Below are 12,821 nucleotides of genomic sequence, written 5' to 3'. Positions count from 1 at the left end.
CCCTATTCTTCTTCCTTCCACACAGAAACGAGAAGAGCCCCATTGCTATTGCTTAAGAGTTTATTTGGTGATATACTGTAAATTATACTATAGCGGGTTTCAGTCTAATAAGGTATAGTAAATCCCTTGATAGATAGGCGTTTCAGAGTTTCAATCGGGACTCACTTCTGTGAAAACCGCTATATATATAAATCTGAAGCTAAATACAACATGAAACAAACCCCCAACTCCCCAAGCTCCATCAAAGAAGTACCGAATCAATTTGATGTTTTGGTGGTCGGTAGTGGCGCTGCCGGACTTTATGCTAGCCTTTGCATTCCCTCTCATTTACGGGTGGGATTGGTAACAAAAGATGACCTTAAAAGTGGTTCTAGTCCGTGGGCGCAGGGGGGAATTGCTGCCGCTATCTATCCTCCAGATACGCCCAACCAACATTTGGAAGATACATTAAAAGCGGGAGTGGGATTATGCGATCCCGAAGCGGTAGAGTTTTTGGTGAATCATGCTACTGAAGCGATCGCCTTTTTGCTGAACCTGGGGGTTAATTTTGACCGCCAGGGGGAAAATTTAGCCACCACCTTGGAAGCGGCCCATTCTCATCCTCGAGTTTTGCACTCTCGTGATACTACTGGGCGGGCAATTGTGGACGTATTGGTTGCGGCGGTGTTGGAACGCCCCAACATTCAAGTTCTCTCCCAAGCCGTTACCCTGAGTTTGTGGTTGAACGCCCAAACCCGCCACTGTCAGGGAATAAGTATTCTCTCCCAAAACCAAATTTCTTGGATTCAAGCAAAAGCGGTGGTGTTGGCGACGGGTGGCGGTGGTCAGATTTTTGCCAAAACCACCAACCCAGTCGGGAGTACCGGAGATGGAATAGCGATCGCTTGGCGGGCCGGGGCAATAGTTCGAGATCTGGAGTTTTTCCAATTCCATCCCACTGCATTAATGAAACCGGGGGCACCTCACTTCTTAATTAGTGAAGCAGTACGGGGAGAGGGGGCTCATTTAGTCGATCAGGAGGGGCGACGCTTTGCCTTTGATTATCACCCTTCTGGAGAATTAGCGCATCGAGATGTGGTTAGTCGGGCGATATATTTTCACTTGCAAAAAACTGCCGAAAATCCTGCCAATGCCCATGTTTATTTAGATATGCGACCGATAGAACCTAACAAAATTCGCCATCGGTTTCCCAATATTATTCAAGTGTGTCAGCAATGGGGAATTGATGTTTTTAACGAGTTGATACCGATTGCCCCCGCTGCCCATTATTGGATGGGAGGCATTGCCTGTGATGTGATGAATCGTACCTCAATTTCTGGGTTATATGCCATTGGGGAAACGGCAAGTACGGGCGTTCACGGCGCTAATCGGTTGGCGAGTAATTCCTTGTTAGAATGCTTGGTTTTTGCTTCCCAATTAGCTAAAATTGAAGACGATTTGTCTGAGGAAATAAATCAAAATTTCCCCTCATCCCCAGAACCAGTATTCCTAGAGCAAATTGAAATTAACGATCGGGTTGCTCCATCTGCTGATCGCCTTGCTACCTACCGACAGGATTTAGCGGCTTTAATGTGGAATAGTGCTGGGATTTGTCGTACCCAAACCGTTATGGAATCTGCGATGGCAACTGTCAAAACTTGGCAATATGAGTTAAAAAACTGGAAAATTAGTCAATATTTGCTAAACCTAAAGCCTCAACAATGTGTTCAATTTACCTCCCGAGAAGTTGCCGAATACTTAAAGTCTTTAGCGGCAATCTTGAACTTATTAGATGTCGCCTATTTGCTTCTCCAAAGTGCTACATTTCGCACCGAAAGCCGGGGTGGACATTACCGCTTAGACTATCCAGAAAATAACTCTGAGTGGCAAGTTCATACTGTCATCAAAGGTGATTGCTGTACTTCAGTTCCTACCAAAAAAGATTAAAATTTATGTGTGGTATTGTTGCCTTATTTGGTTTCAAAGGGATAATTGCAGAATCTCAGCTTAGGCGATCAGTATTGTCACTAAAACATCGCGGACCCGATCAACAAAGTATCTGGATTGCTGACAATTTTCGGATTGGCTTGGGACATACTCGGCTCAGCATTATTGATCTTAATTCTGGCAATCAACCGATTGCTAATCGCGATGGTAGTTTACGAATTATTGCCAATGGAGAATTTTATGATTTTGAACGAATTCAGCGACAATTAAAGCAATGGGGATATTCGCTACAAACCAAGTCTGATAGTGAAATTGCTTTGCATCTTTATGATCGTTTTGGCACCCAGTGTTTATCTTATTTGCGGGGTGAATTTGCCTTTGTTTTGTGGGACGAACGCAACCAACTTGTATTTGCTGCCCGCGATCGATTTGGCATCAAACCCCTATATTATACCATATATCAAGACACTCTTTACCTCGCCTCTGAAATCAAAGCAATCCTAGCAGCCGGAGTCCCTGCTGCTTGGGATTGGGAATCATTTCATTTGCTTGACAGTGGTGTTTTACCACCGCACAATACCCTATTTTCTAATATTTATCAAGTGCCACCAGGCTATTTTATGCTTGCTTCAGACGCAGGCATCCAACTACATCGTTACTGGGATTTTGATTATCCCCAAATTGAGACCAAAAAACCGCAAATTTCAGCACAAGAATATGTGGAAGAACTGCGAGAAATTCTTGATGAAGCAATTCGACTTCGTTTAAGAGCAGATGTTCCGGTTGGCTGTTATCTCAGTGGTGGTTTAGATTCATCAGCTATATTAGGCATGGCATCTCGTTATACTACTCAATCGATTCAGGCATTTACCCTTAGTTTTGAGCGCACTGAATATAATGAACAAGCCATTGCTGCTGAAACTGCTCAATACGCAGGAGCGAATCTCCAAGTTGTTCCTATTACTCAATCTGACTTAGCCGAGAATTTTGCTGATGCCGTTTGTCAGGGTGAAATGCTTTGTTATAACGCGCACACAACCGCCAAGTATATTTTGAGTCGTGCCGCCAGAAATGCCGGATATAAAGTTGTACTGACTGGAGAAGGTGCAGACGAAATTTTCGGTGGCTATATTCATTTTTGTGTAGATATGTTGCGTCATGTAACTCAAGGGTTAGCAGAGTCGAGAAGACAAAACCTTTTAGAAGAATTACAACAAAAAAATAAAATTTCTCCTGGTCAATTTGGCGCGGTAGAAACTCAATATCTGGCAAGTATTTCTAATAGTTTAGGATTCACCCCAGCTTGGATGGAAAGAAGAGTCCGACTCAAATCTGTTCCAGTTTATTCCGCCGCGTTTCGTAATCGCTTTAGGCAGCGAGATGCTTATCGTTTATTTTTAAATAATATCGATTTTGTCGGACAACTTCAACAACGAGAACCAGTTAATCAATCTTTGTATTTATGGTCAAAAACTCACTTACCTAATTATATTTTGAGAATGCTTGGGGATGGAGTAGAGATGGCTCATTCTTTGGAAGGACGCTTACCTTTTTTGGATCATCAAGTTGTAGAATTTATTGGTCGGCTACCAATTACTTTAAAAATTAATGGGTTGACCGAAAAATATATCTTGCGAGAAGCTACCCGTCCTTTTATTACAGAAACCATTTATTCTCGACAGAAGCATCCTTTTCTGGTTCCACCTTCAAGTTTTCAACCCCAGCAACCCTTGCATCAATTTATGCAAGATACTCTTCGTAGTTCGGCAATGGCTGCTGTTCCTTTTTATAATCATAAAGCGGTGATTGAATTACTTGATCAACTACCAGAAATGAGCGAAAGCCAGCAAGCGTCAATAGATGTTACATTGATGAAAATGCTCAGTGCTTGTTGTCTTCAAGAACGTTTTGGACTAACTTAATTGATAGTCTAATTTGATTGTGAACAAGAGAGCCAAAATCTAAAATCTAAAAATCTCCGCCGATATTTTCTTTAATTAGAGTAGCATATTCTTGACCAAGAGAATCTGGTAATTGCATCGAATGGTAATCTACACCAATCTCTTTCATTCTTCTGAAAGCTTCTTCTAATAGTGCTTCATTTTGCATGACTATTAGCCGGATATATTGTTGTCTTTCTGGATTAAAAGAGCGAATAGTTGATAATTTAACATAAGCGCGACTGAGGACGTAATAATCAAATAATTCAACTGCGGTAAATTCCCCTTGAGATTGTAGATGCGGTGGGACTGAGAGTAAATATTTAAATCCTCCATCTGGAGAGTGAATCGCTTCTGGCGGCCATCCCATGCTTTGCCATCCGGCGATAGATTTTTTAATTAAATAGCCGACATATTCATTGATTTCTGGTTTTTGGTGTTCCGCATTAAAACTGTCTAAGGCTGCTTTTGCTGCATACTGACAAACCTCTGGAATCATCACAGAAAAAGTTGAATTGTGCATCCGAATTACATTGATTGCATAATCATTTCCGGCCACCAAACCAATTCGTAGTCCGGGTAATCCAAACTCTTTACTCAGGGATAATACTGTGAGGCTACATCGTTTTGCTTGGGGAATTTCTAAAATATTAACCAAATCCGTTTCATTATTGTGAGTAGTGTACCACGAATCCATGTCGTGTAAAATTAGAATTTCCTGTCTTAAGGCAAATTGTACTAACTCATTTAGATACTCCCATTTAGCTACTTTTCCGTTGGGATTACAGGGAGAATTTAAATACAGAAAACGGATAGATTTTTCAGGCAAATTATTGACGATCTTTTCTGCTTCAATCAAATCGAAAAATCCACATTCTCCGACTGGTAAACGGATTAATTTTGCCCCATTACCACCAGCAATAATTGCTACTGTGGATAACGTAAACTCTGGAATCAGCACATAAGTTCCAGCAAAAGACCGAGATAGAGCATCAAAAACTTGAGATGCTCCAGTGGTAATCATAATTTCTTGATGCAAATCTAGCTCGACATTGAACTGAGTTGACATAAAGTCTTGAAAAGAACTACGCAGGGAAATTAAACCGTAAGAAGATGGATAGTGTAATACTTCATCAGCGTAGCTTCCTAACGCTTGTAAAGCTTGTTTGGTTGGTTCGTATTCATGATAAAATGGGTAATAGTAGTCAGTTCCCATGTCAATCAATTCAATTCCTTTTTCAATGGCATTTAATCGCATAATTCGATTGGCGACTAAATGCACTCTTTCGATTTGACCTATCTTTTCTCCTTCAAGCAAATTGGGGGAGATACTACCACCAAGATTGGGTAAATTTTTCGAGATTTTCATGCTTTTTAAAGTTATTAATTGCAATAGTTTGACACAATAAAACTGCGAGGCAATTTTTTTCCCAAAGTCTAATCACAAGAGTGACTTACCTTCAAAATATTCAGGAGATGGTACTCCCATCAGCTTTAAAATTGTTGGTGGTAAATCTAGGACATGACCCTTTGGAAGTTGAGAATTTGGCGCAATTCCTAACCCTTTCGCAATCAAAAATCCTTCCGGTGGATGACCACCAGTCCGATGATAGGGAACTGGACCAATGCGCCCAAATTGGGGACTGTCAACTACATCACTGGGACAATCTGCCATTACCACTACGAGATCAGCATTAGGCAAATCTGGGTCTTGATTGAGAATATTTTCTCGAGTCCGAACAACTTTTTTAATCACTGATTTTCCCGTTCGAGCATCTTTAAGATCATAGAGATGCTGAGTTAATTCTTCACACAGTTTATCATAATTTTCAGGTTCAACAATACCGTTAGGTTCTCGATCTTTTAAATTAATCCGAATAAATCCTTCTACCGCAAATGTCGGGAGCGCAAATGCTTTCATTTTTGACCAAAAAGGTTTATACCACATGGTAGGTTGCCAAGCGTACAAAGACTTTTCTTTGTATAATTGAAAAGGAGAATCTAAGTCGGGTGAATTTTTTGCGCTCAACCATTGATCGATTGCCTCTTGAAATTCGTCAGATACTCGCCCTCTTAAAAACCTTTGAATTGGATTACGATCCCACTTCAATTTCCAAACTTCACTCGCCCAAGTTTTGCGATCCAAATGAGGGAATATAGGTGGAGAAAGCTGATCTTTTTCCCCCGCTGCGAGGGCGACTTTCCCAGGAAAACTAAACCGATACAATAACTCTGGTAAAAACACCATACTGGGTAAATCAGTGGAGTTATTTGTCATTCCTTGTAGGGAATAAATCAGAATATGAGCATCTTTAGGTGCAGCTTCGATTAGTTCTCCAATCGCAGAATCGGTCGCTTCGTAGAGTTCGAGCATCAAATCGTCAACCGCTCCATTTTGATCTTTATACGGGTATAAAGGATGATCGGGTTGACTGAGATGATAATAGTGATGACCAGCAGGATGAGGTTCACTAAATCCAGTTAAAAATAAGTCCCAATTTTGTTGTTTTAGTAAAAATTTACAAATATCGGTTCGACGAGAAATTCCCGTTTTAAGATCGTTACAAAACTTGGTAACTATTTTTGGGTCCCACCAGTTATTGATAAAATCCCGCCGGAAAGTCGGATGCTCACCGAATTTGCTCACTAAGTCTTCTAATAATTGAGGTGGTTGGGATTGATTGACTACATAAGGAGCATGACACCCCCACCCCAAAACCTGTACGCCTTGAACTTGATCCGATACAATCGTTTGTGGTATATCAAAAACAGCGATTTGAGATTCTTTGGCTAAACTGTAGAATGGTGGATATTGAGTAAAGTTATATGACTGCTGCTGACGTTGCATTTCGTATGTACCGTCATGAAACTTTAAAGGACCCCAATATCCAGTAGTTTTCGGCATACAACCAGTTAAAAAGATTGTCCATTTTGTTTCGGTTGTATAGTAGTCGATATTTTCTAGTGTTCCTGACGCTCCTCCTTCTAACAACTTGGCTAAATTTTTCAGGTTTCCTTGAGAAACCCAGTTATTGATTAAATTGAGATCGCCAGCACCAATTTCGATGGCTAAAATGGGATGATTCATTAATTTTAATCTTTCTATTGAAGAAATTTCAATGGCAATTGTATCATTTATCACAATGACTAGCAAGTAGGGGGGGGATAGGAAATCTCAAAATATAGCGGTATGCAGTTGTATGAGGTACAGGGACAAGTGGCTTAAGCCACTTGTTAAAATCCTTCTCCCACCCCATCACCAGCCAATTGAATTTTTCAGCAAACCCTATTTAAATATTCGGGGATTACCTTCCCATAAAATAGGACAAAAAACTGGATCAGTGTAATCAGGTGTTCCGTCTGCTAATTTACGACAGAGACGATCATTATTGTGAACGTGAATATTACCGTTTTCTTGGCGGTGAAGACGATATTGATTGTCTTTATCTTGTAGATGGAAAGCAATCGCAATTCTCGGCTGACTGCTAGTATTAGAAGGACTGCCATGAAAAGTCAAACAATGATGAAAACTGACTTGTCCCTTTTTGAGATTCATGGGGACTTTATCAATTGGTCTTCCTTGAGCATGAACCAGCAAAATATTCTCTTGTTCGTTTCGATCAGATTTAGCAAAATGGGAAAACCCTTGTGAGATTCCATTAGGTTCAGTCCACAAATGACTACCATCAATCATCGTCAAAGTTCCCATACTTTCATCACAATCGTGTAGAGGAATCCACGCACTAATCATATTATCTGACCTGCAAGTTTTCCAATACCCACGATCATGATGCCAACCGATGGTAGTTTCCACCGATTGAGTCTTCGGTGGTTTATAATACAGGCTACTGCTGAATAAGCGAATTTGGGGGCTACCTGTTAGTAAAGCAGCAATGGCTCCAATTAGATAATTCTGGGATAATTGATGAATTTGTCGGTTTCGCTGAACCAGAAATTCATTAATTCTTAGCCCGTCTCCCTGATTCGGTGTCCAATCCTCAAAATCTGGCAACGCGACGGGTAATTGACTATCGCGATGACCTTGATAAAAGCGTTCAATTCCTTCCTTAGCTCGATCAATTTCTGATTCTGAAAATAGCGGTTTCGAGATATACCAACCATGTTGTCGATAGAATTCGATATCTAAATCAGATGGAAGAAGTTGACGTTGCTCTGAGTTTAGTTCCCAAATTCGAGGATTTTTTTCACAAATTTCCATGTTTGTTATATTTTTATAGCGTTTTTCAGTCTGCTGAGGTACAAAAGTTATGGGTTTTAGGCAAAAGGCAAGAGGCAAAAGTCAAAAGGGAAGAAAAATATGTGTACCTCACTAGCTTATAGCGGTGTGCAGTCGTATTAGGTACAGTGTCACAAGCTATAAACCATGCTAGGCAAAGCTTGGTCTGTATCTCACTCAAGCGCTTACCGCTATATAACTTCACTAATCTACTACATTTGGTTCCATTTGTCAATAATGGGCTTCCAGGCTTTTTCTAGCTTAACCATTGTTTCTTGATCCAGCTTTTTTTTACTTCTATTGTCTCGCTCTTTATATTCCTTGTGTCTTTTGGTTTCTTCTTCAATGAAATGAGCAAATCTGGGTTTTGCTTCTGCAAATCCGGGTAGGTTAAACTGTTGATAGATCTGGCTTAAAGTTTCTATTTCATTGCCAATGAAATTTTCATACTTAATTTCTACTAAGTTTTCTGGAGGAATTAGATTTTTGTCAAGGAAATATCGATTCATTAGTTCTTGATAAAAGAACAAAATATTTTCCTTCATTTCCGCTTCATTAATTGTTTGAAATGTCCATTCGGGAACAATGATTTGATACAGTTTCACCGTCGAAGCATAAACGTCATAGGGATTTCTTAAAATATGAATAAATTTTGCATCTGGGAATAAATCTAACAGTAACTTTATGCGACCGCCGTTGAGAGGATTTTTGATGAGAAGTCTTTTACCACCTACACTTAGATGAATCCTTGACAACATTCGCTTATAGTCATTTTTCCAAGCTGTTTTCTCTGATTCATCACCTTGAAACAAAACGCATTTTTGAAAAATAAACTTAATCTTTTTAGGAAAATAAAACCCTTCATAAAATGAGGATAGACTACTATTAACCAGCGCAATTTCTTCCTCGGCTGGGTCATCAGCGTGCAAGACTAAAGAATCGGTTTTTCTCGGAGTTGGGTAAACCCGACTTGCCCAATTTTCAACTTTTTGAGGACTTCCCAGAAAAAATTCTGAGCCACCCACTAAGACTTGAGCTTTGGTAATATATCCCCAATTGGGATCTTGACCGATTAAATGATGTAAATAGCTTGTACCACTGCGACAATGACCAATAATAAAAACAGGAGAGTTTTCAAGTTGAACGTTCTCAACTTCTTTGTCAAACTCAACTCGTTCTTTTAGAATTAAAGGGGTATTTTTAATACTTTGAGCCGAAACATACAAGGCTTTGGGTAAATATTTTAGATCGATGCCCCCATTTCTCAAAATCAATTTGATCCAGTGGATTAATGATATGCCAGTAATGGGCAAAGGTTTATAAGTCTTAGAATTTTGGTTTTTGGGTTCCATAAGTGTCAGGTTTAATTAGCTTGCTTGAGCAGTGCAACTCCAATCATAGCATCTCGCATCACTAGAGTTTCTAGTGCTTCTAAATCTAGTTTCTCTGTTCCTTCTGGTCGCTGCGGCAAAACTAAATACCGCATTTCAGCCGTGCTATCATGAACACGGATTTCTACATTATCTGGTATGATTGTGCCAAATTCTGCTAGTACAGCACGGGGTTCTCGGACTACTCGTGAGCGATAGGCTTTATTTTTGTACCAATCTGGAGGCAATCCTAAAATCATGCGTGGGTAGCAAGAACATAGAGTACAAACAATTACATTATGAACTTGTGGAGTGTTCTCGACAACCACCACGCGACTGCTACCAATATCAATCCCTAATTCCCAAGCTGCGGCTTTACAATCCTTTAGCAAACGCGCTTTGTAGTTTGAATCTAACCAGGCTCGTACTACCATTTTCGCCCCCAAAGCTGGACTACGAGCATCCATTGCTTCAATTGTTTCTCTAATCTGAGTAGCAGTGACAATTCCTTTTTCAATTAGTAGTTCTTGAATCGCCAGTGTGAGAAGTTGATAGTCCGTTAATGGCTGCTCATTATCAACGATAATTTCGTGTTCGTGATGGTCGTGGGAGAATGGATTTTGCATTATTTCAGACTGGTTCTAGCCAGTGTTCATAAATATCAACAGTAATTGTATCTTGAGGAGAGCCTGTATAATTATCCCACACATGACTTTGCTGAAATTGTACGCAATAAAGCCAGTGTAATTCCGGATCATCTTTTCCGTAAGCGAGGGCTTCTGGATTGGGAAATTTTCCCAAAACGCGCACAATTACACCAATTTTACCACGAATATAAAAAGGTGTGCGAGTATGACCAAGAGGATACAACGCACGGACAATCACTTGCTCTCCCAGATTAAAGTATTGGCTCATATAGCAATAGTATCATCTTGCTCAAGCTAAAAGGTTCTACCGAATCTGTCATGCAAAACTAACACTTTAAGAGGAGGGAACAGGGAACAGGGAACGGGGGGGGGATTGATGTCACTATAGTGTTTTCAGGCGTTTTAAAGGTAAGATTTGGGATCAAATCGAGATGAGATTTCCCTGATTTTCTGTTCTAAGTCATCAACAGTAAATAGATTTTTCTCAAGCAAAATGTGACGAATAACAACAATCCAACGTTCATAGTAGTCCAGTTTTTCGTAATCATCAGCATCTAAGTTTTCAATCCCTCGTCGCAATTCATCATCGCGGACTAAAGGGGGATTCATTTTGCTAAGAAGTGCTTCGATAGCATCAACCTGCTTTTCCCACAAAGCAATATCGTGTTCCGAACTTTCAATAGTTCCAGAGGGTAAACCTCCGATATCATGATGACCTCTCATGGTAAACTCTTCCATTATTTAGATTTTTAGGCCAAGCCAAACCGTTCTTGCAGAAAACAAGCACTCAACATTTTCATCAAAGGAACTTCGAGCGCTGTTTTTTCAATATCATCCATCTCGGGAATTCGATCAAGTAGTTGAATCGCCTTTGTTTGATTATAAAAGGGAACGGCTGCCATTACCGATCCTCGCAGTGTATCTTGAACCAATTGAAAAAAGGCTCCTTGAGGATCAAACGTAGAAGGCGGTGCGAGTAAAGAATGTTTTTTGCCAGCATAAACTGTATCAGTGAGAAACGGTCGTGCTGCTTCTCGCAAGATATATTTCCCAGTAAATTTGTGAATTTTTAGTTCTCCAGGAATCTGAGTTGCTAATTCGACCACTTTGCGGTCTAAAAATGGTAAGCGTCCTTCAATCCCGTGGTATCGAATTACACTCTCTCCCATCACCCGCAACACATAGACAGGTAAGTGAGTTTTACACCATAAATACATCGATTGATTGACCGATTCTCGTCCTTTTAGTTGTCCGATAACATCAATGTGATTTAAAAAGATACGATAGGCATCTCGCTGAGAAAATTGAGCCATAAATTCATCTGAATAAATCCCATCAATTTTGAGCCGAACCCGCCGTTCCATCCAAGCAGGAATAAATCCCAGACTTTGACGAACACTTTCTAAGGCTTCTGCGCCTCCTTCTACAAATAAAGCAGGAGAGATTTGTTTACTATTTTGCTTCAACTCTTCTAGTAGCTTTCTGGTTGTCTTTTCATCTTGTCCCGCCGTAATTTGTCGTAACATATCTTGGCAAAAGTGAGCATATCCTCCAAAAGTTTCGTCGGAACCTTCTCCGATCAAAACTAGGTTACATCCTGCATTTTGCGTTGCTCGACTCAATAGATATTTAGCGGGAGTATGAGCATTATAAGTGAGCATTTCTCCTTGGCAAACCGCATCAGCAAAATGTTCTGCTAGCTCTACATTACTGAGAGAAACGACGTGAAAATCAGCCCCGATCTGCTGGGCGGTTTCGCGAGCAATTGCTTCTTCGTTATAAGTTGCATGATCAAAACTAATAGTGAAGGCTTGAATCGGTTTGCTAGTATGAGTTGATGCCATCCCCAGAACTGTCGAGGAGTCGATTCCTCCGCTGAGATAGCAACCGATGGAAATGTCACTTCTTAAGCGAATTTTGATCGCTTCATCTAAGGTATGGCGGAGTTTTTCAATATAATCTTCTTGAGTTAGTTGAGTGGAAGAATCGCCGATTAAAGGATAATTAAAATCCCAATATCGATGAATTTGGATACCTGAATCAGAAGCAATTAAAAAACATCCACCTGGAACTTGATAGATATTAGCAAATAGCGTATTATTTGGCGGTAAAACACCACTGTCAGTCAAGAAAAAAGATTCCTGATCCCAGTGAGCAGGAACACCAGCAGCAAATAAGGCTTTAACTTCTGAGGCTAAATACACTGTTCGATTATAAACAGTATAGTATAAGGGTTTAACGCCAAAGCGATCGCGAGCAGCAAATAATAACTGGTTACGTTCATCCCAAATCGCAAAAGCAAATTCACCTCGAAGTTTATCCAAGCATTGAGTTCCCAGTCTATCGTAGAGGTGGAGGACAATTTCACTGCTGCTATCAGTTTGAAATGAATAGCCTTGTTGTTTCAATTGTTGTTTAACCGAACCCAAGTCATAAAACTCACCGTTGGCGACAATGTAGCGGGTTCGCTCCCCATCTGAGAGGGGTTGATCCCCACTCAGATCATCGATGATACTCAGTTTGGTATGACCCAAACCCACTTTTTCATTTTCCGATATCCAAATATTTTGGCGATGCAAACCTTGATGGCTTAAAGCATCTAGGGAGCGCTTGAAATTCGTCTGAGATATCGGCTCGTCTTGAGAGCGAAAAATCACAATACCACTCATTCAATTTCTCCTTTTTTAGTTAATAAATCTCC

The 12,821-nt window shown here is 40.3% G+C and carries 10 protein-coding genes; 2 read left to right on the top strand and 8 right to left on the bottom strand.

Features of this window, described 5'->3' with window-relative positions; all coding sequences use genetic code 11:
• The first annotated feature begins 210 nt into the window (after positions 1-210).
• Both nadB and asnB (RAM70_RS14420) read left to right on the top strand, forming a co-directional pair.
• Positions 211-1,926, top strand: a complete 1,716-nt coding sequence (gene nadB / locus RAM70_RS14425) for an L-aspartate oxidase (protein WP_080754234.1) — start codon at positions 211-213, stop codon at positions 1,924-1,926.
• Between the two features lie 5 nt (positions 1,927-1,931).
• A complete protein-coding gene (asnB, locus tag RAM70_RS14420; RefSeq protein WP_312674328.1) occupies positions 1,932-3,848 on the top strand; it encodes an asparagine synthase (glutamine-hydrolyzing) in 1,917 nt (638 codons plus the stop codon).
• 46 nt (positions 3,849-3,894) lie between these two features.
• Here the strand turns inward: asnB (RAM70_RS14420) and RAM70_RS14415 are convergent, their stop codons facing one another.
• The 8 genes from RAM70_RS14415 to asnB (RAM70_RS14380) all read right to left on the bottom strand — a co-directional run bounded on the left by RAM70_RS14415 (position 3,895) and on the right by asnB (RAM70_RS14380) (position 12,789).
• A complete protein-coding gene (locus RAM70_RS14415) occupies positions 3,895-5,235 on the bottom strand; it encodes an aminotransferase class I/II-fold pyridoxal phosphate-dependent enzyme (RefSeq protein ID WP_190381058.1) in 1,341 nt (446 codons plus the stop codon).
• 72 nt (positions 5,236-5,307) lie between these two features.
• A complete protein-coding gene (locus RAM70_RS14410; RefSeq protein WP_190381059.1) occupies positions 5,308-6,954 on the bottom strand; it encodes an alkaline phosphatase family protein in 1,647 nt (548 codons plus the stop codon).
• A gap of 198 nt (positions 6,955-7,152) precedes the next feature.
• Positions 7,153-8,085 carry a phytanoyl-CoA dioxygenase family protein gene (locus RAM70_RS14405; RefSeq protein WP_190381060.1) on the bottom strand — a complete coding sequence of 311 codons (933 nt, stop codon included), beginning with the start codon at positions 8,083-8,085 and terminating at the stop codon, positions 7,153-7,155.
• A gap of 230 nt (positions 8,086-8,315) precedes the next feature.
• A complete protein-coding gene (locus tag RAM70_RS14400; protein ID WP_288002410.1) occupies positions 8,316-9,455 on the bottom strand; it encodes a sulfotransferase family protein in 1,140 nt (379 codons plus the stop codon).
• A gap of 11 nt (positions 9,456-9,466) precedes the next feature.
• Entirely contained in the window at positions 9,467-10,099 is a 633-nt protein-coding gene (gene nthA, locus RAM70_RS14395; protein WP_045356784.1) for a nitrile hydratase subunit alpha, read from the bottom strand.
• 4 nt (positions 10,100-10,103) lie between these two features.
• Complete coding sequence (locus tag RAM70_RS14390) at positions 10,104-10,388, bottom strand: SH3-like domain-containing protein (RefSeq protein ID WP_190381073.1); 285 nt, start codon at positions 10,386-10,388, stop codon at positions 10,104-10,106.
• Between the two features lie 134 nt (positions 10,389-10,522).
• On the bottom strand, positions 10,523-10,858 hold the full coding sequence (locus tag RAM70_RS14385) for an SH3-like domain-containing protein (protein WP_045356781.1): 336 nt from the start codon (positions 10,856-10,858) through the stop codon (positions 10,523-10,525).
• Between the two features lie 11 nt (positions 10,859-10,869).
• Positions 10,870-12,789 carry an asparagine synthase (glutamine-hydrolyzing) gene (asnB, locus tag RAM70_RS14380; protein WP_190381074.1) on the bottom strand — a complete coding sequence of 640 codons (1,920 nt, stop codon included), beginning with the start codon at positions 12,787-12,789 and terminating at the stop codon, positions 10,870-10,872.
• Positions 12,790-12,821: the final 32 nt, after the last annotated feature.

The sequence above is a fragment of the Microcystis wesenbergii NRERC-220 genome (assembly GCF_032027425.1).
Taxonomy (GTDB): domain Bacteria; phylum Cyanobacteriota; class Cyanobacteriia; order Cyanobacteriales; family Microcystaceae; genus Microcystis; species Microcystis wesenbergii_A.
This window is presented reverse-complemented; position numbering and strand designations above follow the sequence as displayed.

Excerpts from the sequence above, each read along its gene's own strand:
- nadB (WP_080754234.1), top strand. The coding sequence starts at position 211 with ATGAAACAAACCCCCAACTCCCCAAGCTCCATCAAAGAAGTACCGAAT.
- asnB (WP_312674328.1), top strand. The coding sequence starts at position 1,932 with ATGTGTGGTATTGTTGCCTTATTTGGTTTCAAAGGGATAATTGCAGAA.
- RAM70_RS14415 (WP_190381058.1), bottom strand. The coding sequence starts at position 5,235 with ATGAAAATCTCGAAAAATTTACCCAATCTTGGTGGTAGTATCTCCCCC.
- RAM70_RS14410 (WP_190381059.1), bottom strand. The coding sequence starts at position 6,954 with ATGAATCATCCCATTTTAGCCATCGAAATTGGTGCTGGCGATCTCAAT.
- RAM70_RS14405 (WP_190381060.1), bottom strand. The coding sequence starts at position 8,085 with ATGGAAATTTGTGAAAAAAATCCTCGAATTTGGGAACTAAACTCAGAG.
- RAM70_RS14400 (WP_288002410.1), bottom strand. The coding sequence starts at position 9,455 with ATGGAACCCAAAAACCAAAATTCTAAGACTTATAAACCTTTGCCCATT.
- nthA (WP_045356784.1), bottom strand. The coding sequence starts at position 10,099 with ATGCAAAATCCATTCTCCCACGACCATCACGAACACGAAATTATCGTT.
- RAM70_RS14390 (WP_190381073.1), bottom strand. The coding sequence starts at position 10,388 with ATGAGCCAATACTTTAATCTGGGAGAGCAAGTGATTGTCCGTGCGTTG.
- RAM70_RS14385 (WP_045356781.1), bottom strand. The coding sequence starts at position 10,858 with ATGGAAGAGTTTACCATGAGAGGTCATCATGATATCGGAGGTTTACCC.
- asnB (WP_190381074.1), bottom strand. The coding sequence starts at position 12,789 with ATGAGTGGTATTGTGATTTTTCGCTCTCAAGACGAGCCGATATCTCAG.